This is a genomic window from Maribacter sp. UH1, from assembly GCF_056839145.1.
Window position 1 is genome coordinate 649,669 of record NZ_CM166387.1, and the last position, 24,387, is coordinate 674,055.

The following is a 24,387-nucleotide window of genomic DNA, read 5'->3' on the forward strand; positions in this document are numbered from 1 at the left end:
ATATCAAATTATTAGAACTACAGAAACACTTTAAAATTGCCCAAATATCGTGCAATTGCCTTAAGTTATTTCAGTATTACAATACCTAAAGGCGGAATAGTAATTTCTATAGACTTTTTAAAACCATGAGATGCTTTACTAGATGATTTTACTTTGCCGTTGACATTACCGCCACCACCATATTTGGCATCATCACTATTTAATACCTCTGTTAATTTTCCCTTTTTAGGGTTTCCTATTCTATAATTTTCTCTTGGCACAGGGGTGAAATTACACGCTATAATTAAATCGTTCTTTTCATCATGACCTTTACGTACATAAGTCAATACAGAATTTTCGTGATCACCGTAATCTATCCATTGAAAACCTTCTGGACTAAATTGCTTTTCATACAAAGCCGGTGAGCTTTTATATAAATGGTTTAAGTCCTTTACAAAATCTTGAATTCCTTTATGCCCATCGTACTGCAATAAATGCCAGTCTAAACTTTGCTCAAAATTCCATTCTGCCGTTTGACCGAATTCACCACCCATGAACATTAATTTGGTACCCGGGTGTGTAAACATATACCCAAACAACAATCGTAGATTCGCAAAACGTTGCCATTCGTCTCCTGGCATTCTATATACTAATGACTGTTTACCATAAACAACCTCATCATGGGAAAAAGGCAACATAAAATGCTCGGTAAACGCATAGGTCATACTAAAGGTTAAATCATTTTGGTGGTGTTTTCTATAAATGGGTTCTTTTTGAAAGAATTGCAACGTATCGTGCATCCAACCCATCATCCACTTCATACCAAAACCCAATCCTCCGTGTTCCACAGGCTTAGACACACCAGTAAATGCAGTAGATTCTTCAGCAATGGTCTGCACACCTTCAAAATTAGAATATACGGCCTCATTCAATTCACGTATAAATGACATCGCCTCTAAATTCTCGTTGTTACCATACATGTTTGGCTCCCATTCTCCATCTTCCCTAGAATAATCTAAGTACAGCATAGAAGCCACAGCATCTACTCGTAGACCGTCTACATGAAACTGATCTAACCAAAAAATGGCATTACTTATAAGAAAGGCCCTAACTTCATTTCTACCGTAGTTAAAGATCAGACTTTTCCAATCTGTATGATACCCCTTTCTTCTATCTGGATGCTCATATAAATTTGAACCATCAAAAAAACCTAGCCCATGCGCATCTTCTGGAAAATGAGAAGGTACCCAATCTAAAATTACTCCTATATCATTTTGATGAAAGGCATCTACCAAAAACTTGAATTCTTCTGGAGAACCAAATCTTGATGTTGGTGCGAAATAACCCGTAAGCTGATAGCCCCAAGATGGATCATAAGGATACTCCATAACAGGCATAAATTCAACATGGGTATACCCCATTTCCTTTACATAATTAACAAGATCTATTGCAAACTCTTTATAGGTCAAAAACTTATTTTCGGCATTTTTCTTCCATGACCCTAAATGCACTTCATAAACGGAGTATGGCTTATCCAATCCGTTTTTATCTTTTCTATACCCCATCCAAGCATCATCTTTCCAATCATGCTCGGCAGTCCAAATTATAGATGCTGTATTTGGTGGGTGCTCACAATATCTTGCAAAAGGGTCTGCTTTCTCTGTCCAAATATCATTGTTATTAGACTGTATCTTATATTTATAGATTTCACCTTTTCCAATATTAGGTATAAATCCTTCCCAAATACCGCTAGAATCCCATCTAACATTTAATTGGTGTTCCTCCACGTTCCATGAATTGAAATTACCAACAACAGATACAGATTTTGCGGACGGCGCCCATACAGCAAAGTAAGTACCGGCTATTCCATCTACTTCTACCAAATGTGATCCCAATTTTTCATAAAGTCGATAATGCTTACCTCCTTTAAAAAGATCAATATCAAAATCAGTAAAAAGTGAGTGAACTTGAACGTTGGGCATATGGAGTGTTTATTTTTGTAAAGCTAATCATCTTTTAAAGACAACCGACTTCAATTCATTTTTGTTGATAATTTAGCAGTTAATATCCGATTTAAATATCTAAATACCAAAAATGGAACGCTTTTTGAAACAACATTTCAAAATTAAAACTCAAACCGAAAAATTATAACATTATGAGAAAACTAAATTTATTTATTGGAGCACTTGCAGCTTTATTTATTATATCATGTGAAGGACCACAGGGGCCACAAGGATTTGATGGGTTTGATGGAGTAGACGGTGCGGATGGTGCAGATGGGATTAATATCTTAGGGCAAGTAGTGGATATTGAAGGTACCTTTACCTTAGATAATGACTATTCCATATTTTACGAGTTTCCACAAACAATAGAAGTTTTTGAAACTGATGTTGTTTTGGTTTACATGCTTTGGGATGTTACCGAAGACAGCAATGGTGAATCTGTTGATATTTGGAGATTAATGCCACAAACCAGAATTTTAGATCAAGGTTTGTTACAATACAACTTTGATTATACCTTCTTAGATGTCAATATATTCTTAGAATCTGATTTCGACCTATCCACCTTACAAGCAGGTGATACTGACAATCAGGTTTTTAGAATTGCAGTTTTACCGGCAGAATCAACAACAGGCAAATTAGACACTTCAAACATTAATTCCGTAATGGCACATTTAGGTGTTACGGAACAAGAAGTACAGAAAGTAACATTACAATAATATCCCTGGGTAATTAACCTATTTAAGCTAAAGCCTTTGAGCATTTCTCAAAGGCTTTTTTATTTCCATTTATTAAAACTTTAACTCAAAAAACCTCGTAGATATATTACCTTGAAAGGAATAGGTAATTTCACCGACAGAATTAAAAAAATTGAAAAGATGAAAATTAATATTGCAATTGCCCTATTGGTACTTTTTGTAAGCTGTAAAGGAACCTCTCAAGAAAAAGAGATGGCCAGCGCAACAAAAACGAGTGATAAGAAAGAATTTGCTGTACAGAAAACGAATAGCGAATGGAAGAAAGAGTTGACAGATTCTGAATATTACGTACTTCGTGAAGCTGCTACTGAGAACCCATTTACTAGTGAGCTTTTAGAGAATAAAGAAAAAGGGACCTACGTTTGTGCCGCCTGTGCCACTCCCCTATTTAAAAGTTATACAAAATTCGATTCTGGTACGGGATGGCCAAGCTTCTATGAAGAGATTGAAGGCAACGTAGCCTATGATGTAGATTATAAAATTGGCTACAAAAGAACCGAAGAACATTGCGCCACTTGTGGAGGTCATTTAGGTCATGTTTTTGAAGACGGACCAAATCCTACAGGTTTACGCCATTGCATAAATGGTGTGGCTTTAAATTTTGTTCCTGCAGAATAATTTTCCACAAAATATATTAGATACAAGAGGCCTTTAAAGGCCTCTTTTTCGTTTCTATAACATTCATAGCAAACTTACTAGACCTATTTCAAAATATCACAATTTCATAATAAAGGTCATATTTTAAAATCCTACAATCAATCTCAATTAGGTTTTGTATTTTTGCACTTCAATAAAAACTACAAAAAATCAAAATATGAGCACTTTCGATATTATCGTTTTAGGTAGTGGTCCTGGCGGATATGTTACCGCAATTAGGGCTGCACAATTAGGCTTTAAGACTGCCATTATTGAAAAAGAAAGTTTAGGCGGCGTTTGCTTAAATTGGGGTTGTATACCTACCAAAGCTTTGTTGAAATCTGCACAAGTATTTGAATACTTGAAACATGCAGAAGATTACGGTTTAAAAATTAAAGGTGCCGATAAAGATTTTGATGCGGTTGTAAAAAGAAGTCGTGGCGTTGCTGACGGAATGAGCAAAGGTGTTCAGTTCTTGATGAAGAAGAATAAAATTGAAGTAATTAAAGGTTACGGAACTTTAAAGGCTGGAAAGAAAGTTTCTGTTAAGGCTGAAGATGGTTCTACTACGGAATACAGTGCTAATAATATTATTATAGCTACTGGCGCTAGAAGTCGTGAACTTCCTAGCTTACCACAAGACGGTAAGAAAATTATTGGGTATAGACAGGCAATGACCTTAGAAAAGCAACCAAAGAAAATGATTGTTGTTGGTAGTGGAGCTATTGGTATTGAATTCGCTTACTTCTACAACTCTATGGGGACCGAAGTTACCGTTGTTGAATATTTACCGAACATTGTACCAGTTGAAGATGAAGATGTATCTAAACAACTAGAAAGAAGCTTCAAAAAAGCGGGAGTTAAGATTATGACATCTGCTGAAGTTACTTCGGTAGACACTTCTGGTAGTGGTGTAAAAGCTACGGTAAAAACAGCAAAAGGAGAAAAAGTTCTTGAAGCTGATATCGTATTATCTGCTGTTGGTATTAAAACCAATATTGAAAATATAGGATTAGAAGATGTTGGTATTGCTACCGATAGAGATAAGATTTTGGTAAATGATTATTACCAAACAAACATACCAGGATATTTTGCCATAGGTGATGTTACACCAGGACCTGCACTTGCACACGTGGCATCTGCAGAAGGTATTTTATGTGTTGAAAAATTAGCGGAAATGCACGTTGAACCATTAGATTATGGTAACATACCAGGTTGTACGTACTGTTCTCCTGAAATTGCTTCCGTTGGTTTAACCGAAAAGCAAGCTAGAGAACAAGGTATTGAAATTAAAGTTGGTAAATTTCCTTTCTCTGCAAGTGGTAAGGCAAAAGCTGCCGGTGCTTATGAAGGATTCGTTAAAGTAATTTATGATGCCAAGTACGGCGAATGGCTAGGTTGCCATATGATCGGTGCAGGTGTTACAGATATGATTGCCGAAGCGGTTCTTGGTCGTAAACTTGAAACTACAGGACACGAAGTACTAAAAGCTATTCACCCACACCCAACTATGAGCGAAGCTGTTATGGAAGCAACTGCAGCAGCTTATGACGAGGTTATCCATTTATAATTAATTACAATAAATTATAGCATGTTAAAATTATTTCGAGCAACGGCAATTTTAGAAGGAATCTCCTATTTGGCGTTGTTCGGAGTAACCATGCCTTTAAAATATTGGGCAGAAATACCAGAACCTAATAAATTGGTTGGTTACGCACATGGCGTACTTTTCATTGCCTTTATCGCTCTAACTTTAATAGTAGGGTTTACACACAAATGGAGTTTTAAAAAGATATTTATTTTTGGTATAGCTTCATTGCTACCTTTTGCTACTTTCTATGTAGAAGAGAAATATTTAAGACCTGAAGACAACGCTTAGGGCTCATTTCCAATTAAATCACGACTCACTTTTATAAAAATCTATTAAAAATGGCACTAGTGTACCATTTTAAAAATATAGAAGTAAGTACCAAAAGTGCTATTGATATAATTACGCTACTTAAAATAAAAAGCTTTCAATAGCCAAATCATAGCTTTTTAAACCAAAACCAAGTATAACACCACTTGCTACTGGTGATATATAAGATATATGCCTAAACTCTTCGCGCTGGTGAGTATTAGATATGTGAACTTCTATCACAGGTGTTTCAACTGCTTTTACGGCATCACCAATACCTACAGATGTATGTGTGTACGCTGCGGCATTCAAAACGATACCATCATAAGAAAAGCCGGTTTCCTGTATTTTAGAAATCAACTCCCCTTCTATATTTGATTGAAAATATTCCAATTCAACATCTTTAAATTTGAATTGCAGTTTTGAAAAGTAATCTTCAAAAGTTTCTGAACCGTATACTTCTGGCTCCCTTTTTCCTAATAAATTTAAGTTGGGACCATTTATAATGATAATCTTCATATATCAAAAATAACGAATGTTACCTTACAATGAATTAGAAATATGAGAAGTAAATTAAAGTATTTCTCTAGCGACGAGTTCTATATTTAGGCTCAAAATTGTAAACGATTCCCAAGGTTACTGTAGACCATGTAGTCTCTTCAATATCAATACCTGTATAAGAAAAATTGACCTCAACGCTTGAACTCATTAAATAAGCTATTGTAGGTCTGTAATACAAACCACCCTCATTACCATCATTAATGCCCATTGCATAACCTACATTACCTCCAAATGAGAAATAATTTGATGTCCAAAAACGAACCCCTGCAGACAGTGGCAAAAACTGAACAGCCTCTTGCTCTTCTCTAATAATAGTTGTTTGAAAGGTTTCCGCAAAACCATGTATATAACCTACTGCCGGTCCTATATCCACTACTTCACCAAGCGGATACATGTATGAAAAATCTGCTCCTAACACAATACTTACCGCTTCATTATAATCATCTAGCGGAATACCTCCTTGAATACCGAATTTAAAGCCTTCTTGAGCAAAAATTCCGGTAGAAAGACATAAGGCAAATAATAAAATGAAATACTTATTCATGGTATGGTTGGTTTATTTTCTTCAAAAATAAAGGTAAGACTAAGCTTACAGGCATCTTTGTTGTGAACACCATGAAAGTAGTTGTACATTTTACATTTAGGTAGGTTATACGTTATATAAATTAGAAAATATAGGTTGTAAAAATGTAAAAAGGGAAGCTTAGCTTCCCTTTTTACATTATGAATTTTAATATTTTTATTTGATTACGTACCTAATACCAACGCCGAATGCACCTGCATAATTTCCTAAAAAAGATCCAAAACCTAAAAATGGTCTCCAATCTAAAGATAATGCCAATGGTATTCCATTAATTTTATAGTCAAGACCCGCAATTGGTCTAATGGCTATTTCTGTTCCATAGCCATCACCATATACTAGAAATGATGGTCCTACTCCTGCAAACCATTTAAGTCCGGTCGCAATAGAAATATTACCATGATATTCATATAATGCCGTTATGGTCGTCAAATCAGATTCGAACATCACTTCTCCCTGAACAGCATGTGCTTTTTCCAAAAAATATTTTGCACTTGGTCCAACCAAGGTAGCCGTATCCTCCACAAAAGTATCAACACCTAAGCCAACAGCGATAGTATAATCAGATTGTGCATATGAAGTATTCATATCTAAAATAAAAATTACTACTATAATTAATGCTCTATTCATTTTTGTTCAATCTTAATGACTTTAATTAAATTTCAAAATGAATAAAATTAAAAATCTAATATTCAATGATTTACTCTTAAGTAAATATATAATTTTTACATTTTCTTAGTGTTATCAAAAAAATATTAAATGATTACATTTTTATAATAACACTACAAGATTAATGTATTTTCTATCTTTAAACTATGAATTGGAAACATGCGCTTAAAGATTACACCACTTATCTTAAACTTGAACGTGGGCTGTCTAAAAACTCTATTCAAAGCTATACGATGGATATTGAAAAGCTAATGTCTTTTCTTGAAAACCACAATATAAACGCTACACCTGTTCTAATTGACAAAAGTACTGTTCAACAATTCATTTATGAAATTGCCAAAATGGTCAATCCTAGATCACAAGCGCGAATTATATCTGGACTCAAAAGTTTTTTTAACTATTTGATTTTTGAAGATTACCGAAAAGACAACCCATTAGATTTAATAGAATCACCAAAAATTGGTCGCAAATTACCTGATACACTTTCTGAAAATGAAATAGATAAATTGATTGGCGCTATTGATTTAAGCTCTGCCGAAGGAGAACGTAACAGGGCTATGCTTGAAACTTTATATGGTTGCGGACTAAGAGTTTCTGAACTAATTGGATTAAAAATATCTGATCTGTTTTTTGAGGAAGATTTTATAAAGGTAACCGGCAAAGGAGACAAACAACGCTTTGTACCTATTAGTGCGGTGAACAAAAAATACATTGATATTTATAGAAATGAAATTAGAGTTCACTTAAAAATACAGGAAGGATTTCAAGATATTCTATTTCTTAACCGACGTGGCAGGCAACTTACCAGAGCAATGATATTTACCATCGTAAAAAACTTAGCCATAACAATTAATTTAAAGAAAAGTATTAGTCCCCACACCTTCAGACACTCTTTTGCTACTCACTTACTAGAAAACGGTGCTGATTTACGCTCTATTCAACAAATGCTAGGTCATGAAAGTATTACTACTACAGAAATTTACATGCATGTAGACCGTTCGCATTTAGCAGAGGTCATGAATACGTATCACCCTAGAACAAATCATTAAAATTTCCACTTACTACCTATTGTAAGTGCAGCGGGTGTTACTACATGCTTTTCACCAAAAGCACCTATGCTCGAGTTGTTGAATTGTACATTAGCTTTCAACTCAATCATAAAATCAGGATCAACATCATATCCTATTCCGGTAACAAAACCAATACGATATGGTGTTTGTCCAACACCTGCATTTTCCGTAGCTATCTCTGCTTCTAGCCCACCAAGTAAATATAATCGTTTATTCAAGTACACTTTAGCTAATACACTGGATCTAAATCTTTCACTTAAAATATACGTATCATAAAAACCTTGAAGTTCTAATTGAAACGATTTTGAAACTCCGTATTGCAACATAAACGACTTATGAACATCACCAATTACAGAAGCAGGATATGCGTGCCCAGTTATAGATAATCCGGTTAATGACGATGGTAAATTTGCTCCTAGCGGTTCTTCTACTGCCTGACCTTTAGAAACAACTACAAACAAAAATAGAAAACTTTGTACAAGAATTTTCATAGGTCAAATATCGATTATTGAAATAAATTCCTACAAAAGATATTTTAAAAACAAGAACCAACGAAATACTTGGCAAAAATTTAACTTCCAAGCATTTAGAAAACTTCTATCCTACATAAATTAAAATACTCCTAATCTTTAAACTGACTGTAATCTCTTTTGAATGGGCGAATGATTAAACGTGCTTCACGATCAAATCGAATGTAGTTATATACCCAATTGATAAATACGACCATTCTGTTTCTAAATCCGATCAAGAAAAAAAGGTGTACGAACATCCAAACAAACCAAGCAAAAATACCTTGGAACCTGAATTTCTTAATATCGCAAACCGCTTTGTTTCTTCCAATAGTAGCCATACTACCTTTATCAAAATAGACAAATGGCTTCATAGGCTTGTTCTCTATTAGGTTCACTAAGTTTTTACCCAATAAATTTCCTTGTTGAATTGCCGGTTGCGCTACCATTGGGTGCCCACGAGGATTGTCTTCTGTTGCCATGCAAGCTATATCACCTATAGCGAATATATCTGGATGACCTATTACCTGATTATATTCGTTTACATTTATTCTATTTCCTCCAGCAATTACACCTTCTGCATCTAAACCTTTTATACCGGCTCCTTTTACCCCTGCAGCCCAAACTACAGTAGCTGCATCAAATTTAAGATCTGTTTTTGTGGTAACCGTTTTACCATTATACCCGGTAACCCTAACTCCTTTCCATACTTGCACTCCTAATTTTTCTAAGAAGTCCTCTGCTTTTTTTGATGCTTGCGCACTAAAACCCGGCAATAAGCAATCTCCTCCTTGCACTAAATTTATCTGTGCCCTTCTAGTATCTAAATCCGGATAATCTTTTGGTAAAATACCTTTCTTTATTTCTGCCAAGGCACCAGACAACTCTACCCCTGTTGGACCACCACCTACAATTACGAAATTCATTAACGCATCTCTTTCATGATAATCATCTGTAAGAAGCGCTTGTTCAAAATTCTCTAATATTAAACTACGAAGATTCAACGATTGCGGAATTGACTTCATAGACATTGCATTCTTTTCAATCTCCTTATTACCAAAGAAGTTGGTTTCAGAACCTGTTGCTACAACCAAATAGTCAAAACTAATTTCTCCAATATTAGTATTCAACTTTTTGGCAGCCGTGTCTATATTATCTACTTCAGCTAAACGGAAATAGAAATTATCATATCCTATTAAAACTTTACGCAACGGGTATGCTATAGAATCTGGCTCAAGACCGCCTGTAGATACTTGATATAATAATGGTTGAAAAGTATGGTAATTGTTCTTATCGATAAGAACGACCTGTACTTCTTGTTTACTTAATTTTTTAGCTAGAGAGACTCCGCCAAAACCACCACCTATTATCACAATTCTAGGATAGCTCGAAAGAGGTATGTTCATAGTATGAATACTTAAATGCGAAATTAAACAAATGGACTTCTACTTTAAAATAATTATGTGTTTTTAGTATCTTTAAGATCTAACTCAAACAATCACCAAAATGCGTAAAACCCTTATTTTATTGGCAGTACTCGGTACTTCCTTTTATTCGATGAATGCTCAAAAGAGCGAAAAAGATATTATTAAAAATTTAGAGCAAAAAAGTGACGAATACGGAATTATAGCTCAAAATATTTGGGAATTCGCAGAAATGGGATACCAAGAAGAACAAAGCTCCGGTCTTCTTCAAAAGACGTTACAAGATGCTGGTTTTACTATAAAAAAAGGTGTTGCCGGTATACCAACTGCATTTATAGCTGAATACGGTAGTGGCAGTCCGGTAATTGCCATAATGGGCGAATTCGATGCCTTACCCGGTCTTTCTCAAAAAGCGGTTTCTGAAAAGGAATCTGCCGGTGCGGCGGCAGGTCATGCATGTGGGCACCATCTATTTGGTACGGCTTCTACAGCTGCTGCCATTTCAACGAAAGATTGGTTAGAAGCCAACAAGTCTAAAGGAACTATACGTTTTTACGGTACACCAGCGGAAGAAGGTGGATCAGGGAAAGTATATATGGTTCGCGAGGGACTTTTTAATGATGTAGACATTGCTCTACATTGGCACCCTGGAGCACAAAATGCAGCAAGTGCCGGCGCAGCTTTGGCTAACAAATCGGCTAAATTTAGATTTCACGGTATTTCTGCTCATGCCGCGGCATCACCAGACAAAGGTCGTTCTGCATTAGATGGTGTTGAAGCTATGGATATGATGATAAATATGATGCGTGAGCATATACCACAAGAAGCTCGTATACATTATGTAATTACAGATGGTGGTAAAGCACCTAACGTTATTCCTGATTTTGCAGAAGTATATTACTATGCCCGCCACAATAGACGTGATGTCGTTATAGAAATTTTTGATCGTATGGTAAAAGCTGCAGAAGGTGCTGCTTTAGGTACAGGTACCACTATGGATTATGAAATGATCGGTGGTACGCATGAGTTACTACCAAATCTTACTTTACAGGAAGTGATGCACCAAAACTTATCTGAAGTAGGCGGAATGGAATATACAACAGAAGAAAAGGATTTTGCCGATAAAATCGCAAAAACATTAGGTCAAGAAAAGGCTGATCTTGCTACGGCAAAGAACGTACAACCATACAAAACCGAAGCTAAAGCATTTGGTTCTACAGATGTTGGCGATGTTAGTTTCACCGTACCAACTGTTGGTTTTAGTACTGCTACTTGGGTACCAGGCACGCCGGCGCATAGCTGGCAAGCAGTTGCCGCTGGCGGAACATCTATAGGTAACAAAGGTATGATGATCGCTGCAAAAACATTGACGATGACCGCAATTGATTTATTCAAGGATAAAAAATTGGTAGCATCTGCCAAAGCTGAGTTCTTAGAAAAAAGAGGTGCAGATTTCAAGTATATTCCGCTTTTGGGGGATAGAGCTCCAGCACTAGATTACAGAAAATAATTCTAAAAGAATATACTATAAAAAGTGCCAAAGTCAATTTTGGCACTTTTTTTATTTTATTAAAGAATTCTTGTAACAAATGAAACTTTTATTAGACTAACATGCTAACAACAACCAACCAATAGTGAAGAAAGACCTTGAACACAAATTTGTGACCGAGCTACAGGACAATCAAAATATTGTCCATAAAGTCTGTACACTGTACACAAATGACCGCGACTCTCACAATGATCTGTTTCAAGAAATCACTATTCAATTATGGAAAGCTTACCCTAAATTCAGGGGCGATGCAAAGTTTAGTACATGGATGTATCGTGTGGCATTGAATACCGCCATCACTTTATACCGAAAAAATAAAAGAAGAATTGATACCGCCGATTATGAGTCTATAATTTTTAAAATCAAGGCAGATGAGTATGATGAAACCGAAGAATTGCAATTAAAGCTGATGTACAAAGCGGTAAAGCAGTTGAACGATGTTGACAAAGCATTGGTTTTTTTATATCTGGAGGATAAAAATTATACTGAAATCTCAGAAACTTTGGGTATTACCGAAGTAAATGCACGAGTGAAGATGAATCGTATCAAAACAAAATTAAGAACCATTTTGAACCCATAAGAGTATGACGGACGAACTGGAATTATTGAAAAAAGACTGGCAGAAAAAGGAATTTAACGTTCCTAAATTGAGCTATGATGAAATTCATAAAATGATATGGAAGAAATCTTCCTCTATCGTTAAATGGATACTTATTATTAGCATATTAGAGTTTACCGTACCTCAACTTTTATACTTTGTACCTTCATTTAGAGATGGAATGGAAATTTATGAAAATATAGGTATTGCCAAATACTTAAAAGTATTATCTGGCTTAACCTATTTGGTAGCATTTTACTTCATCTTCCAATTCTATAAAAGATTTAAGGAAATCTCAGTTTTAGATAATTCTAAAAACCTGATGAAGAAAATAATAAAGACCAGAAAAACCGTTAAACACTACGTCATCTTTTCTTTATCTATGATTATGGTAACAATAATAGTAATGATTATTGGTGTTTACCTGAACGATAATATTATCTCAGCTTTCCCTGAACTAAAAGATAGTCTAGAAAACATATCTGCAGAAAAGCTAAAAATTACCATTATGCTATCTATAGGTATTTTTGGTGTCATCTTAACGCTTGCAGTTGGTGGAATCTACTTTTTACTTTATGGCCTATTACTTAGAAAATTGAAGCACAACTACAGTGAATTAAAACATTTAGCAATCTAAGACTGTTTCCACTTTCGCTGCTTGTTTTCTTCTTCAACTGCCAATAAATCCTTTTTAGAAATCACCTTTAAAAATGAAGGGTGTTGCTCAATGGCATATTCTAATTTCTCAATTATAGACTCAGAAGATTCATTCTCATAATCTATCTGTAATGGTTCTTTAATGACCATTGATTGAAGAATTCCTTTTTTCTTAACACGAAGACCTTTCTTATCAAAAGAGCGTCTAAATCCGTCAATAACTACTGGTACCACAACCGGCTTATATTTTTTAATAATATGCGCAGTTCCTTTTCTTAAAGGTTTCCAAGGTGTTGTAGTTCCTTGAGGAAAGGTGATTACCCAACCATCGTTTAAAGCTTTACCAATACTAGAGATATCGCTCATTTTCACTTGTCTCTTTACATCTTTCCCTTCTGAACGCCATGTTCTTTCTACACTAACAGAACCGGCATATGCCATAATTTTAGTCAATAGACTTTTTCTCATAGTCTCTGCAGCCGCAACATAATACATATTCAATTTTGGTTGCCATATGTAACCTAGGTTTTTAATTGAATCTTCTCTACCGCTTAAACTAGCATTGAATACATGAAACATAGCTACTACATCCGCAAAGTAAGTTTGATGATTACTTACGAATAGCACATTTCTATCAGGCAGATTTCTAATAATGTCAGAGCCTTCAATTTCCAAGGTATTAAAACCCTTATAACGCTGATGCGAAAGCACGGCCAAAATACGAATTAGCCATTTTTTAATGAATAAGTTATGCCCAAAAGGGTTTTTATCAAATAATCCCATAGAATGCTAAAATAAATAAATATGCCTTATAACACTTGTTTTAATAACTCTTTAATCTCATTCAACATCATCGCCGTAGCACCCCAAACAATATAACCGTTTAATTTAAAGGCAGGTACTTCAATATCTACAGCATAAGAAGTAGTTATTTTTTTAGAGACCACTTTTGCTTCATCTAAGAAATCCAGTATTGGAACTTCTAGAATCAACTCTACCTCAGTCTCTTGTTTTACAAAGGGTTTAGGCTCTTTATAAAGTCCTATATATGGTTGCACAATAAAATTACTTGGCGGTATAAAAATTTCTGAAATTTCTTTTACCAGAGTAACATCATTTGGCTCTACCCCTACTTCTTCATAGGTTTCTCGTAGTGCGGTGTTCAACAAACCATCATCAGTCTTTTCCGCTTTACCGCCTGGAAAACCTACTTGATTAGAATGAACGCCCTCATACGTTTTTCTCAATATCAACAGAAGATTGGTATTTTGATTTACCGTTGGATAAAACAATGCCATAACTGCCGCCTTTCTTGGATTCTTCTTTGAAAGGTTAATTCGCTGCAAATCTTCAATACGACTTTCTGGTGCCATTTTGTACTGTGAAGCTTCTCCAGGTAGCGGTAGATCCTTTATTTTTGATATTCGTTGTTCAAAAAAATTGAAATCCATGCGTTCACTTAAATTCAATATATTCCTTTTCGTTGCTATTGTAGCTTTTGCTAGCTGCAAAGATACCCCTAAGAAGGTTGACAATACAACTTCTCAATCATCGACTGCATTAGACTCTACTAAAATTACAGAAAAAGAAGTTATAATAGAGGAGCAAGAAGAAGCTTTTGAACTGACCGAAGACAATGCTATAGATTTCTTTTTTAACTACGAAAAAACTTTAAAATCGAATAAGGTTAAAATCACTACAAACCTAGGTAGCTTTACCATAGAATTATTTGAGAACGTGCCCTATCATAGGGCAAATTTCATTTATCTGACCGAAAAAGGTTATTTTGATTACACTCAATTTCATAGAGTTGTGAAAAATTTCATTATTCAGGGTGGAAATTCTGATGATGAACGAACCGGAAAGAAAAGAAATGATTTAGGAAGATATTTATTACCACCTGACACCCGAAAAGGTCATAAACATCATAGAGGTACTGTTTCTATGCCTAGTAGCGAAATGGATAACCCTCATATGTTGGCCAGCCCTTTTGAATTTTTTATAGTGGTAACCAATCCTGGGTCTTATCATTTAGATGACGAATACACTCCCTTTGGTAGAGTTATAGAAGGTATGGACGTGGTTGATAAAATTAATAATGTACCGGTTGAAAAAGGTGATTGGCCTTTACAGAACATTTACATTGAAAAAGCCGAAATTTTAGAGTAGTAGTTGGCTGTTGGCTGTTGGCTGTTGGCTGTTGGCTGTTGGCTGTTGGCTGTTGGTTGTTGGCTGTTGGCTGTTGGCTGTTGGTTGTTGGTTGTTGGTTGTTGGTTGTTGGTTAAAATACAATTATTTAGCGAAGCTAAATACTCTAAAAAACTCACATTTCTTTGCGATAAATATTTGGGAGCGAAATTTTAAAACGTACCGCCAATATCCTCATAATGATTATGGTTACAATTGCCATAGAATAGGCTATGGTATTTTGTATTGGAAATTGAATTAAAAGAAAATAAACCAATCCGCCCAAAATACATACGGTTGCATAAATTTCCTTTCTAAATATTACCGGTATTTCATTACATAGAATATCTCTAATTACTCCACCAAAACAAGCTGTGATCGTACCTAAAGCAATACACATAACAATTGGTAAATCTGCTGCTAAACCTTTTTCAATACCCACCATGGTGTATAAACCTATACCAATAGTATCAAAAAGAAATAGTGACTTTCTTATATATTTCAATTGCTTTACAAAAATAATCGCAAGTAATACTGTAATTACGATTATAAGCAAGTGCATAGGTGCATTCAACCAACCAACAGGTCTAATACCAATTAATAGATCACGCAGGGTACCTCCACCAACGGCTGTTACAAATGCAATGATAAAGACACCAAATGCATCTAGCTTTTTATCCATAGCAACCAAAACTCCTGAAATGGCAAATGCGATAGTTCCTAAAATATCAATGATAGAATAAAACATTGATTATATCTTTTGGGTAAAGTAATTATAATCTTTTAGCACGGTATCCAAATATGGAATATCATACAATTCTGAATTGGTCTGCAATATACTATCTACTTTGTCTCTAAGTGCTTTTAGTGTTTTAAAATCATTACTTTTTTTAGCTATACCAAAGGTTTCTTTGATCAGTCTTACATCTTTATCTGTCAACATGGTAACGTTAACAAATGTGGGCACATACGTATCCTCTACTTCTTCTAAAATGGTATGAGAAACCTTTGTTTTGTTCTTAGTACTTATGACCACAGTACCAGCTGCGGCATCACCCAAGCGTTGTCTTTTTTCTGAAAATAAAATAGAAAGTATACCAATGGAGCCTACAAAAATCCAAATATCTACCAAACGAAGCATCCAACGAATTAAATAATTGCTCCAGTTTACCGGCGAGCCATCAACTGACACTACCCGCATCTTCATAATCATTTTACCAACAGTTCTTCCATTAAATATAATATGCATCAATAAACTGTAAAACATTGCTGGTAAAGAAATTAAGCCCACAATACCTCTCTGTGTCCATCCATCATTATAAACATAACCCACTGCATCGCCAATTAAATCGACCAGAATATAATAGAGATATAATATAAATGCATCTATAAAAAATGCCACAATTCGCTCACCAATACCAACAATAGTATAATTAAGGTTAACATTTTGCGTTGTATTGATTTGAAGGTTATTCATTAAGTCTTAAATTTAACAAGGTAAATATAGTTTATGCGCGAAGCTGCTTTTGTAAAGCAAAATAAGGAAAAATGGATAGCATTCGAAAAAGCTATCAACCTTGGTGCTGCTTCTAACCCAGATGAACTTGCCAATGGCTACATTCAACTAACAAATGATTTAGCCTACGCGCAAACGTATTACGCAGAAAGTAAGACTTTATTGTATTTAAATGAATTAGCTTCTCAAGCTCATCAAAAAATATATAAGAATAAAAAAGAAAGCAAAAACCGAATTCTTAGCTTTTGGCTTTATGAATTCCCACTTTTTTTCAAGCAATATCATTACACATTAGGTATCGCTTTCTTAATATTTATAATAGCTTCTGCCATTGGTTCATTATCTGCTTTGAACGACTCTACCTTTGTTCGTTTAATTTTAGGTGATGCATACGTAAATGAAACCTTAAATAATATTGCCAACGGCGATCCTGCAGCTATCTATAAAGGTGGTAGTGAAATTGGTTCTTTTTTAGGTATTACTATAAACAATATAAGAGTTGCATTTCTTGCCTTTGCTTTTGGTGTAATAACCAGTATTGGTACTGGCTATATTCTTTTCAGTAACGGAGTAATGCTTGGTGCATTCATCACCTTCTTTTATACAAAAGGGGTTTTCTTTGAAGCTAATAAACAAATATGGCTACATGGTACCATAGAAATTTCAGTTATTATCATTGCGGGGTGCGCTGGCTTAATAATGGGCAATAGCATACTATTTCCCAAAACGTACTCTAGACGTGTTTCCTTTATGAAAGGTGCAAAAGATGGACTAAAAGTTGTTGTCAGCACTATTCCGTTTTTTATCATTGCCGGCTTTATCGAAGGTTTCATTACACGATATACAGGTATGCCAAATTGGTTGGCATTTCTTATTATAGGCGTGTCTTTATTTTTAATCATATTTTATTATATCGCATACCCGATCATACTCAACCACCAACATGAAAGACAATTACATACCGTTACGGGTAAACCGTGATTTTGGCGGAATCGTATCCGTTTATTTCGACTTTTTTAAACAGAATATTAAAAACTTTACCAATGTTTTTATAAGCTACAATGGTGTTTTTTTAATAGGTCTATTAATTACTAGTTACCTATTGGTATCTGGTTTTTTAGGGATGATCGCACAAGAATCTAGCAGTAATTCTTTTGCCAACGGTACAGAGTTTGAACAAGACTATTTTATCTACTTAGGCATTGGCGGCTTTTTATTCGTCATTATTTTTTTAGGTGTCGCTTTCTTGAACTATTCGTTATCTACTAGTTACATGATTAAATACGTTGAGACTAGGGATAAAAACGTTGATAAAAAAGTGGTTTGGCAACTGGCAAAGAGTCAATTTGGAAATATCTTTTTATTCGTATTATTACTTATTCCTATTTATTTTGTGTTTCTCATTGCCGCCATTATTTTGGCTATAATCCCAATTGTAGGGTTTATTGGGCAATATATAGTTCAATTCTTTTTAACCGCATGGGTAGGGGTCTCTTTTTTTGACATGCTACAAAAGAAAAAAGGAGTAACAGAAGCTTTAGGTGAAGGTTGGAAATTAGTAACCACTAACTTCTGGAAATCTGTAGGTGTCAACTTTATCTTAGGTCTCTTATTAGGTATTTTACTAATGATCGCTTTAATAGTACCTGGTATTATCATAGGTATCTATACCTTTCATGTTGTTGAAAATAACGTAGACTATTCACATTCCATAGTTTCAACAATTGTATACACCTTAGGCACGTGTATTGTACTAATAATTGCGGTGTACGGTCAATGCCTTAGTCAATTTGTAAATGGTGTTTTATATTATGCCTTTTATGAAAAAACATACAACGAAAATACTAGAGCTACCATAGAACAAATAGGTCAAAACGATTAAATTGAAGTATATTTTTCTCATCACATTCTTCCAATTAACCATTCTCTGCACATTTGCGCAGGGTTCAAATGATAGTATCATAAAAATTGATTCTTCGTCAATATTGAACATTAGGACCAATAAAGAAGATTTGTCAAAAAAATATACTGGTGATGAGTTTAACTATACATTTAAAACTGGAGAATCTCAAAACTTGCTGGCGCGATTCATAAATTGGGTGGGACAAGGATTAAGTAATATTTTCGGTATTAACATTTCACCGCAAGTATTACAAATCATTGAATATCTCATTTATTTTTTACTGGTAATTCTTGCCATTTACCTCATCGTTAAGGTGCTGATCAACGAAAATTTTAATTCACTTTTTCAGAAAAAAGCAAAGACCATTAATGACATCAACTTAACAGAAGAGCATATAGAGGGTATTGACATAAACAAGTTACTGAACACAGCTATTGAGAACAAGGATTATAGACTGGCTATACGCTACCAGTTTCTACTCACATTACAAAAATTATCTAAAAGTGATATTATAGAATGGCATTTTGACAAAACAAACTCTGACTACCTTTCTGAAATAGAACAGCCAGAAATACAAAAGAGATTTAAGCAAATAGCCTACCTATACGATTACATATGGTATGGCGAGCAAACTATAGATAATAATAAATACACGAAATCGGTTTTGGATTTTGAATCGATCAACAAACAAATTCAAACATAACTTGGGTAAGCGTTCTAAAATAATACTTGGGCTTTTGATTGCGGTGCTAATTGGTATCATCGTGACAGAAATTGTGCGTCCTAGACCCATAAATTGGAGACCTTCTTACACATCGGTTTCTAAAATTCCGTTTGGCTGTTTTGTTCTGTTTAACGAACTACCAAACATATTTTCGAAAAACGAAATTGAATCTGTCGAAAATAGCATGTACGATATTCTAATTCAACGAGATAGCTCCATACGCTCCAATTATTTAATCATCAACGATTTTGTCTATTTAGATGAGCAAGAGACTAATCAAATTTTAAAATATGTAGCTGACGGCAATCAAGTTTTTATAGCTAGCAACAATCTTACAGGTCAATTAGCTGATACATTAAATATTGAAATCAGACAACAATATGACATTCAAGAAGATTCTGTAAAAGCTTCGTTTACCAATCAAAATTTTGAACAAGAACATTTCTATTTTACAAGAGGTGTTGACCCTAGTTATTTTGCAAGTGTAGATACCTTAAAAACAGAAATTCTAGGACACCTACAGTTTAAGTCTTCTACCTTTTTAGAAAATAACGTAGATGAAATTAAAGTTAGACCCAACTTTATTAAAACAAGTTTTGGCAAGGGAAATTTCTTGATAAATACCTTACCAGTTGCCTATACCAACTTTTACGTTTTGGGTGATAATAGTAATTACAGTGTTCAAAGTTTTTCCTACCTAAACGACAAACTTTTGTATTGGGACGATTACAAGAAATCTGGCAGAAAAGTTATTACTTCACCTATGCGGTTTATATTGAACCAGCCAGCATTAAAATGGAGTTATTACTTACTTGTTATAGGTCTGCTGCTTTTTGTAATATTTAGAGCAAAACGAGAACAGCGAATCATACCTATTATTAAACCTTTAGAAAACTCTTCTGTAGAATTTGCAAAAACTGTTGGATCACTATATTATCAGCATAGGGATTATACTAATTTGAACAATAAAAAGATAACTTATTTTTTAACGCACATTAGAAATAAGTACTACCTAAACACTTCAGTTTTAGATGAGAATCTAATAACCCAATTAAGTGCTAAAGCAGGTAAACCTAAAGAAGAAACAAAAGCTTTAATTGAACTCATACTTAGTCTAAAAAACAAAACGGTACATACTGAACAGGATTCTCTAACCCTAGTTCAGAAAATAAATACATTTAAACAATCTTATGGAAGATAATACACAGGATGAAAACAACGTAGAATTTAATTCACGCATTGATCTCTCTAAATTACAAGAATCTGTAGCCAAGGTTAAATCTGAATTAGGAAAAGTAATTATAGGTCAACAAGATATGATCGAGTTACTGATTGTTTCTATTTTGGCAAATGGGCATTCACTTATTGAAGGCGTACCCGGTGTTGCCAAAACAGTGACCGCAAAGCTTTTGGCAAAAACAATGAACGTAGATTTTAGTAGAATTCAGTTTACGCCAGATTTAATGCCAAGCGATATTTTGGGTACTTCCATTTTTAATGTAAAAACCTCAGAATTTGAATTTAAAAAAGGTCCTATATTCTCTAATATTATTCTAATTGATGAGATAAACAGAGCACCAGCCAAAACCCAAGCCGCTCTTTTTGAAGCTATGGCGGAACGACAGATTACTATTGATGGAAATGAATTTGAAATGCAGCCTCCATTTTTGGTCTTTGCTACACAAAACCCTGTTGAGCAGGAAGGCACATATAGACTGCCAGAAGCTCAATTAGACCGTTTTCTATTTAAGATAAATGTACACTACCCAACTTTAGAAGAAGAAATACAGATACTTGAAAACAAACATCAACAGAAAAATACGAACGTTGAAGCACTAATAGATTCCGTTCTTTCAGCCGAACAGATTGCAGCTTATCAATTAGTGATAAAAGATATTATCGTTGAAGATAACTTACTAAAGTATATTGCCGCTATTGTCAACAATACTAGAACAAATGCTAATTTATATCTAGGTGCATCGCCAAGAGCTTCTATAGCTATTTTAGATGCTTCTAAAGCAGTTGCAGCCATCAACGGAAGAGATTTTATTACTCCCGATGATATTAAAAAAGTAGTAGGTCCTATTCTAGGTCATAGAATTATCTTGACCCCTGAAAGGGAAATGGAAGGCTATACTGCTGAGAAGATGATTAGCGACCTTATTCAAACTATAGAAATTCCAAGATAATTATCGTGAAAAAGGTTTTCAAAAATATATTTCTTCAAAAAAGATTCTTTCTGGCTTTGACAGTAATCATCTTGTGCTTTTTAGTATCCTATATTTTTGAAAATATATCTTTTGTAGCCAAGCTTCTCTTTTATCTATTTTTAGCCCTTACAATTGTAGACATTATCCTTTTATTTTTGTCTAAAGGAACCATAATTGCCGATAGAATTGTACCTGACAAACTTTCTAATGGCGATGAAAATAAAATCAAAATCAAGGTCACTAATCAATACCTATTTACAAGCCATGTAAACATCATAGATGAACTTCCTTTCCAATTTCAAAAACGCGATTTTAATTTTCATAGCGTATTAAAATCAGGAGAACAAAAGTTTTATAATTATAATGTAAGACCTGTTGAACGTGGAGTTTATAGTTTTGGAAATTTAAACGTATTCGCTACATCCCCCATTGGTTTTTTGGCCAAGAAATATACATTTGACCAAGATAAAGAAGTACCTGTTTATCCATCCTTTTTACAACTTCGTAAATATGACCTTTTAGCTTTTAGCAATCGCTTATTTGAATTCGGAATTAAAAAAATTCGACGTATTGGCCATACGATGGAGTTTGAACAAATTAAAGATTACATACAAGGTGATGATATTCGTAATATAAATTGGAAGGCAACGGCAAAAAGAGGTCAGTTAATGGTCAACCAATTTCAAGACGAAAAATCGCAACCTATTTATTCTATTATAGACAAAGGTAGAGTAATGAAAATGCCTTTTAAGTCCCTTAGCTTATTAGATTATGCCATCAACGCCACTTTGGTAATAAGCAATATTGCACTTAAAAAGAATGATAAAGCGGGTATGTTTTCTTTTAGCAATAAAATTGAAAATAGGGTTGTTGCCGAACGTAGAAGTTCTCAAATGAACCTTATTTTAGAAACACTATATAATCTGGAGACTAATTTTGTTGAGAGTGATTTTAGTAGATTGTACATTGACACAAAAAGGCATTTACCTCAAAGAAGCCTGCTATTATTATACACTAATTTTGAAACCTTAGATGCTTTACATCGTCAATTACCTTATTTACAGGCAATAGCCAAACAACATTTATTGGTGGTCATTTTCTTTGAGAATACAGAGTTATTTTCTTTTGCACAAGAGAAACCAAATAGTACTCTTGAAGTTTACGAACAAGCTATTGCAGAGAAATTCATCTATGAAAAACAATTAATAGTAAATGAACTAAGAAAGTATGGTATACAGACTATTTTAACTAAACCTGAGGATTTAACCATTAATACAATTAATAAATATTTAGAAATAAAAGCGAAGGGACTTTTATAGTCTACCGAAGAAGATAAGCCGCCTGCAATTCTGAAGAAATATCACCAGTTCCGTTTTCTACGAATACGGGTAACTGAATTTGATTGGTTTGGTCTATTTGTGCCACCAAGCAACCACAGCTTTTACCTCTTCTATTACCTCCTCTACCATTACTTCCGCTCCCAGTAAAAACCTCCAAAGCCAAAGCAGATATTACTCCGCCTAAGGTGGTAAATACAACATCTCTTGTTTCCCAATCTGCTCCTCTAGAAGAATCATAGATAGCCTCTTTTGCCAGACCTGCAGCAAAAGCACTGCCAACAGCTCCTGTCCATCGCCAAACTGTATTTCCATTAGAAAGCTTGTGAGCTGCGTATCCACCTACTCCACCAACTACTATACCTGCACCTAAATGTTTGGCAGCATCAGCACTTGTTTGGGCGTAAGAACTATAAAAAAAGAATACTAAAATTAAACTAATTACGTATTTCATTTAACGAGGGGATTTTTGTGAATAACGTTTTTATTTAAAGAAAAGTATGTTTGCCAACAAAAGGCATTAATAAAAACCCAAGTATTTAATTGTAATTTTAAAGCAGTAGACCATAGTAAATTTTATTCCTAAATCACGACTAAAAATCTATCTAAAAAAGTAAATAAAATGAAAACTATAGTACATACATCTAACACCAGAGGTCATGCAGACCACGGTTGGTTAAACTCATACCATAGTTTTAGTTTTGGAAATTATCATAATCCAGAACGAATGAACTTTGGAGCACTACGTGTATTAAACGATGATGCAGTAGCTGCAGGTCGAGGATTTGGAACTCACCCTCATAGAAATATGGAAATTATATCCATTCCTTTGGAAGGTGACCTTCAACATATGGATGACATGGGTAATTCAACTGTTATAAAGTCTGGTGATGTTCAAGTAATGAGTGCCGGTACAGGAATTTCACATAGCGAGTATAACAAGAACAAGGATCAAGAGGTTAAGTTCCTTCAAATCTGGATTATCCCAAATAAAGAAGAGGTTACACCTCGTTATGATCAAATCTCTATTGCTGATATTGCTACCAAGAACAGCTTGTATCAAGTACTTTCACCTAACGCCGATGATGCAGGTGTATGGATTCATCAAAATGCTTGGTTTTATCTTGGTGATTATGAATCTGGAATAACAGATTCTTATGATTTAAAACAAAAACAGAACGGAGTATATATTTTTGTACTAAATGGAGAAATAGAAATTGCAAATCAGAAATTAAATGAACGTGACGGATTTGGAATTTGGGAAACTGATACTTTTAATTTCAAAATAAATAGAAAATCTAAAATACTTCTCATGGAAGTTCCTATGACATTTTAAAAGGTACTTTAGAATCTTCTTTTTAAATGGTTATATACTAAAAGACACTAAATAAAGGTGTCTTTTTTAGTAATAAACGCTGCTACTTTCTTATATTTAAGTAAAATATGATGTGATTAATATCTCCCCCAACTAGTCGTATTTTTTTAAATCAGATTTAACTTAAATCATAGATTAATTGATTCTTAAGCAAGTTTCTACACATAATTAGAAATCAATCTTAAAAATTGAAAACGTCATTATAAACTAAATTAAATAGTTTGCCAAAACTTAATACGACTTCAAAA

The 24,387-nt window shown here is 34.3% G+C and carries 27 protein-coding genes; 16 read left to right on the forward strand and 11 right to left on the reverse strand.

Annotated features, from left to right (window positions below):
- Positions 1 to 65 precede the first annotated feature (65 nt).
- Positions 66 to 1,961: a 1,4-alpha-glucan branching protein GlgB gene (gene glgB, locus UH1x_RS02865; RefSeq protein WP_482624948.1), complete on the reverse strand. Its 1,896-nt coding sequence runs from the start codon at positions 1,959 to 1,961 to the stop codon at positions 66 to 68.
- A gap of 173 nt (positions 1,962 to 2,134) precedes the next feature.
- On the opposite strand from glgB, the gene UH1x_RS02870 reads away from it, so the two are divergent.
- The 4 genes from UH1x_RS02870 (at position 2,135) to UH1x_RS02885 (ending at position 5,252) form a co-directional block, all read left to right on the forward strand.
- The gene (locus UH1x_RS02870; RefSeq protein ID WP_482624951.1) at positions 2,135 to 2,698 is read left to right on the forward strand and encodes a collagen-like triple helix repeat-containing protein; all 564 of its coding nucleotides are present in this window, start codon (positions 2,135 to 2,137) and stop codon (positions 2,696 to 2,698) included.
- A 159-nt stretch (positions 2,699 to 2,857) separates the two neighbouring features.
- On the forward strand, positions 2,858 to 3,355 hold the full coding sequence (gene msrB / locus UH1x_RS02875; protein WP_482624953.1) for a peptide-methionine (R)-S-oxide reductase MsrB: 498 nt from the start codon (positions 2,858 to 2,860) through the stop codon (positions 3,353 to 3,355).
- Between the two features lie 196 nt (positions 3,356 to 3,551).
- Entirely contained in the window at positions 3,552 to 4,943 is a 1,392-nt protein-coding gene (lpdA, locus tag UH1x_RS02880) for a dihydrolipoyl dehydrogenase (RefSeq protein ID WP_482624955.1), read from the forward strand.
- 21 nt (positions 4,944 to 4,964) lie between these two features.
- Positions 4,965 to 5,252: a DUF3817 domain-containing protein gene (locus UH1x_RS02885; RefSeq protein ID WP_482624957.1), complete on the forward strand. Its 288-nt coding sequence runs from the start codon at positions 4,965 to 4,967 to the stop codon at positions 5,250 to 5,252.
- A 120-nt stretch (positions 5,253 to 5,372) separates the two neighbouring features.
- Here the strand turns inward: UH1x_RS02885 and aroQ are convergent, their stop codons facing one another.
- From aroQ to UH1x_RS02900, 3 genes are all read right to left on the reverse strand, one after another.
- A complete protein-coding gene (gene aroQ / locus UH1x_RS02890) occupies positions 5,373 to 5,789 on the reverse strand; it encodes a type II 3-dehydroquinate dehydratase (protein WP_482624959.1) in 417 nt (138 codons plus the stop codon).
- Between the two features lie 67 nt (positions 5,790 to 5,856).
- Positions 5,857 to 6,375, reverse strand: coding sequence for an outer membrane beta-barrel protein (locus UH1x_RS02895; protein ID WP_482624961.1), 519 nt, complete (start codon positions 6,373 to 6,375; stop codon positions 5,857 to 5,859).
- A 195-nt stretch (positions 6,376 to 6,570) separates the two neighbouring features.
- Entirely contained in the window at positions 6,571 to 7,041 is a 471-nt protein-coding gene (locus tag UH1x_RS02900; RefSeq protein ID WP_482624963.1) for a hypothetical protein, read from the reverse strand.
- Between the two features lie 185 nt (positions 7,042 to 7,226).
- Here UH1x_RS02900 and xerD point away from each other — a divergent pair, with 185 nt between their 5' ends.
- Positions 7,227 to 8,129 (forward strand): site-specific tyrosine recombinase XerD, encoded by a 903-nt coding sequence (xerD, locus tag UH1x_RS02905; RefSeq protein ID WP_482624965.1) that lies wholly within the window; start codon positions 7,227 to 7,229, stop codon positions 8,127 to 8,129.
- On the opposite strand, the gene UH1x_RS02910 is transcribed toward xerD, so the two are convergent.
- Positions 8,126 to 8,641, reverse strand: a complete 516-nt coding sequence (locus UH1x_RS02910) for a hypothetical protein (RefSeq protein ID WP_482624967.1) — start codon at positions 8,639 to 8,641, stop codon at positions 8,126 to 8,128. The two genes, xerD and UH1x_RS02910, sit on opposite strands and share 4 nt — an antisense overlap.
- 131 nt (positions 8,642 to 8,772) lie before the next feature.
- On the reverse strand, positions 8,773 to 10,065 hold the full coding sequence (locus UH1x_RS02915; RefSeq protein ID WP_482624969.1) for an NAD(P)/FAD-dependent oxidoreductase: 1,293 nt from the start codon (positions 10,063 to 10,065) through the stop codon (positions 8,773 to 8,775).
- Positions 10,066 to 10,165: 100 nt separating this feature from the next.
- Here UH1x_RS02915 and UH1x_RS02920 point away from each other — a divergent pair, with 100 nt between their 5' ends.
- The 3 genes from UH1x_RS02920 to UH1x_RS02930 all read left to right on the forward strand — a co-directional run bounded on the left by UH1x_RS02920 (position 10,166) and on the right by UH1x_RS02930 (position 12,867).
- A complete protein-coding gene (locus tag UH1x_RS02920; protein ID WP_482624971.1) occupies positions 10,166 to 11,593 on the forward strand; it encodes an amidohydrolase in 1,428 nt (475 codons plus the stop codon).
- A gap of 124 nt (positions 11,594 to 11,717) precedes the next feature.
- The gene (locus UH1x_RS02925; RefSeq protein WP_036155776.1) at positions 11,718 to 12,212 is read left to right on the forward strand and encodes an RNA polymerase sigma factor; all 495 of its coding nucleotides are present in this window, start codon (positions 11,718 to 11,720) and stop codon (positions 12,210 to 12,212) included.
- Between the two features lie 4 nt (positions 12,213 to 12,216).
- Positions 12,217 to 12,867 carry a hypothetical protein gene (locus UH1x_RS02930; protein WP_482624973.1) on the forward strand — a complete coding sequence of 217 codons (651 nt, stop codon included), beginning with the start codon at positions 12,217 to 12,219 and terminating at the stop codon, positions 12,865 to 12,867.
- Here UH1x_RS02930 and UH1x_RS02935 read toward each other — a convergent pair.
- Together UH1x_RS02935 and UH1x_RS02940 are read right to left on the reverse strand one after the other, a co-directional pair.
- On the reverse strand, positions 12,864 to 13,670 hold the full coding sequence (locus tag UH1x_RS02935; protein ID WP_482624975.1) for a lysophospholipid acyltransferase family protein: 807 nt from the start codon (positions 13,668 to 13,670) through the stop codon (positions 12,864 to 12,866). The genes UH1x_RS02930 and UH1x_RS02935 overlap by 4 nt on opposite strands.
- 26 nt (positions 13,671 to 13,696) lie before the next feature.
- Positions 13,697 to 14,338 (reverse strand): NUDIX hydrolase, encoded by a 642-nt coding sequence (locus UH1x_RS02940; RefSeq protein ID WP_482624977.1) that lies wholly within the window; start codon positions 14,336 to 14,338, stop codon positions 13,697 to 13,699.
- Between UH1x_RS02940 and UH1x_RS02945 the strand changes: the two genes are divergently transcribed.
- Positions 14,337 to 15,056, forward strand: a complete 720-nt coding sequence (locus UH1x_RS02945; protein WP_482624979.1) for a peptidylprolyl isomerase — start codon at positions 14,337 to 14,339, stop codon at positions 15,054 to 15,056. The two genes, UH1x_RS02940 and UH1x_RS02945, sit on opposite strands and share 2 nt — an antisense overlap.
- A gap of 154 nt (positions 15,057 to 15,210) precedes the next feature.
- On the opposite strand, the gene UH1x_RS02950 is transcribed toward UH1x_RS02945, so the two are convergent.
- Both UH1x_RS02950 and UH1x_RS02955 read right to left on the reverse strand, forming a co-directional pair.
- The gene (locus UH1x_RS02950; protein WP_482624981.1) at positions 15,211 to 15,822 is read right to left on the reverse strand and encodes a trimeric intracellular cation channel family protein; all 612 of its coding nucleotides are present in this window, start codon (positions 15,820 to 15,822) and stop codon (positions 15,211 to 15,213) included.
- Positions 15,823 to 15,825: 3 nt separating this feature from the next.
- Positions 15,826 to 16,551 carry an RDD family protein gene (locus UH1x_RS02955; protein ID WP_482624983.1) on the reverse strand — a complete coding sequence of 242 codons (726 nt, stop codon included), beginning with the start codon at positions 16,549 to 16,551 and terminating at the stop codon, positions 15,826 to 15,828.
- Between the two features lie 33 nt (positions 16,552 to 16,584).
- On the opposite strand from UH1x_RS02955, the gene UH1x_RS02960 reads away from it, so the two are divergent.
- The 6 genes from UH1x_RS02960 (at position 16,585) to UH1x_RS02985 (ending at position 22,746) form a co-directional block, all read left to right on the forward strand.
- Positions 16,585 to 17,571, forward strand: a complete 987-nt coding sequence (locus tag UH1x_RS02960; protein ID WP_482624985.1) for a stage II sporulation protein M — start codon at positions 16,585 to 16,587, stop codon at positions 17,569 to 17,571.
- Positions 17,534 to 18,472 carry a hypothetical protein gene (locus UH1x_RS02965; protein WP_482624987.1) on the forward strand — a complete coding sequence of 313 codons (939 nt, stop codon included), beginning with the start codon at positions 17,534 to 17,536 and terminating at the stop codon, positions 18,470 to 18,472. The genes UH1x_RS02960 and UH1x_RS02965 overlap by 38 nt, the downstream gene beginning before the upstream one ends.
- 1 nt (position 18,473) lies before the next feature.
- Complete coding sequence (locus UH1x_RS02970; RefSeq protein ID WP_482624989.1) at positions 18,474 to 19,196, forward strand: DUF4129 domain-containing protein; 723 nt, start codon at positions 18,474 to 18,476, stop codon at positions 19,194 to 19,196.
- Positions 19,197 to 19,257: 61 nt separating this feature from the next.
- Positions 19,258 to 20,418, forward strand: coding sequence for a DUF4350 domain-containing protein (locus UH1x_RS02975; RefSeq protein WP_482624991.1), 1,161 nt, complete (start codon positions 19,258 to 19,260; stop codon positions 20,416 to 20,418).
- Positions 20,408 to 21,406, forward strand: coding sequence for an AAA family ATPase (locus tag UH1x_RS02980; RefSeq protein ID WP_036155797.1), 999 nt, complete (start codon positions 20,408 to 20,410; stop codon positions 21,404 to 21,406). The genes UH1x_RS02975 and UH1x_RS02980 overlap by 11 nt, the downstream gene beginning before the upstream one ends.
- A gap of 5 nt (positions 21,407 to 21,411) precedes the next feature.
- Complete coding sequence (locus tag UH1x_RS02985) at positions 21,412 to 22,746, forward strand: DUF58 domain-containing protein (protein ID WP_482624992.1); 1,335 nt, start codon at positions 21,412 to 21,414, stop codon at positions 22,744 to 22,746.
- Between the two features lies 1 nt (position 22,747).
- Here UH1x_RS02985 and UH1x_RS02990 read toward each other — a convergent pair whose 3' ends face one another.
- Complete coding sequence (locus UH1x_RS02990) at positions 22,748 to 23,218, reverse strand: hypothetical protein (protein ID WP_482624994.1); 471 nt, start codon at positions 23,216 to 23,218, stop codon at positions 22,748 to 22,750.
- 168 nt (positions 23,219 to 23,386) lie between these two features.
- On the opposite strand from UH1x_RS02990, the gene UH1x_RS02995 reads away from it, so the two are divergent.
- Complete coding sequence (locus UH1x_RS02995) at positions 23,387 to 24,100, forward strand: pirin family protein (RefSeq protein WP_482624996.1); 714 nt, start codon at positions 23,387 to 23,389, stop codon at positions 24,098 to 24,100.
- Positions 24,101 to 24,387: the final 287 nt, after the last annotated feature.

Bases quoted from the DNA above. Each gene is read 5' to 3' on its own strand.
- UH1x_RS02965 (WP_482624987.1), top strand. From the start codon at position 17,534: ATGAAAGACAATTACATACCGTTACGGGTAAACCGTGATTTTGGCGGA.
- UH1x_RS02980 (WP_036155797.1), top strand. From the start codon at position 20,408: ATGGAAGATAATACACAGGATGAAAACAACGTAGAATTTAATTCACGC.
- UH1x_RS02920 (WP_482624971.1), top strand. From the start codon at position 10,166: ATGCGTAAAACCCTTATTTTATTGGCAGTACTCGGTACTTCCTTTTAT.
- UH1x_RS02885 (WP_482624957.1), top strand. From the start codon at position 4,965: ATGTTAAAATTATTTCGAGCAACGGCAATTTTAGAAGGAATCTCCTAT.
- UH1x_RS02900 (WP_482624963.1), bottom strand. From the start codon at position 7,041: ATGAATAGAGCATTAATTATAGTAGTAATTTTTATTTTAGATATGAAT.
- UH1x_RS02960 (WP_482624985.1), top strand. From the start codon at position 16,585: ATGCGCGAAGCTGCTTTTGTAAAGCAAAATAAGGAAAAATGGATAGCA.
- UH1x_RS02955 (WP_482624983.1), bottom strand. From the start codon at position 16,551: ATGAATAACCTTCAAATCAATACAACGCAAAATGTTAACCTTAATTAT.
- lpdA (WP_482624955.1), top strand. From the start codon at position 3,552: ATGAGCACTTTCGATATTATCGTTTTAGGTAGTGGTCCTGGCGGATAT.
- UH1x_RS02870 (WP_482624951.1), top strand. From the start codon at position 2,135: ATGAGAAAACTAAATTTATTTATTGGAGCACTTGCAGCTTTATTTATT.
- UH1x_RS02995 (WP_482624996.1), top strand. From the start codon at position 23,387: ATGAAAACTATAGTACATACATCTAACACCAGAGGTCATGCAGACCAC.
- UH1x_RS02930 (WP_482624973.1), top strand. From the start codon at position 12,217: ATGACGGACGAACTGGAATTATTGAAAAAAGACTGGCAGAAAAAGGAA.
- msrB (WP_482624953.1), top strand. From the start codon at position 2,858: ATGAAAATTAATATTGCAATTGCCCTATTGGTACTTTTTGTAAGCTGT.
- UH1x_RS02935 (WP_482624975.1), bottom strand. From the start codon at position 13,670: ATGGGATTATTTGATAAAAACCCTTTTGGGCATAACTTATTCATTAAA.
- UH1x_RS02990 (WP_482624994.1), bottom strand. From the start codon at position 23,218: ATGAAATACGTAATTAGTTTAATTTTAGTATTCTTTTTTTATAGTTCT.
- aroQ (WP_482624959.1), bottom strand. From the start codon at position 5,789: ATGAAGATTATCATTATAAATGGTCCCAACTTAAATTTATTAGGAAAA.
- UH1x_RS02940 (WP_482624977.1), bottom strand. From the start codon at position 14,338: ATGGATTTCAATTTTTTTGAACAACGAATATCAAAAATAAAGGATCTA.
- UH1x_RS02910 (WP_482624967.1), bottom strand. From the start codon at position 8,641: ATGAAAATTCTTGTACAAAGTTTTCTATTTTTGTTTGTAGTTGTTTCT.
- UH1x_RS02945 (WP_482624979.1), top strand. From the start codon at position 14,337: ATGCGTTCACTTAAATTCAATATATTCCTTTTCGTTGCTATTGTAGCT.
- xerD (WP_482624965.1), top strand. From the start codon at position 7,227: ATGAATTGGAAACATGCGCTTAAAGATTACACCACTTATCTTAAACTT.
- UH1x_RS02950 (WP_482624981.1), bottom strand. From the start codon at position 15,822: ATGTTTTATTCTATCATTGATATTTTAGGAACTATCGCATTTGCCATT.
- glgB (WP_482624948.1), bottom strand. From the start codon at position 1,961: ATGCCCAACGTTCAAGTTCACTCACTTTTTACTGATTTTGATATTGAT.
- UH1x_RS02915 (WP_482624969.1), bottom strand. From the start codon at position 10,065: ATGAACATACCTCTTTCGAGCTATCCTAGAATTGTGATAATAGGTGGT.
- UH1x_RS02895 (WP_482624961.1), bottom strand. From the start codon at position 6,375: ATGAATAAGTATTTCATTTTATTATTTGCCTTATGTCTTTCTACCGGA.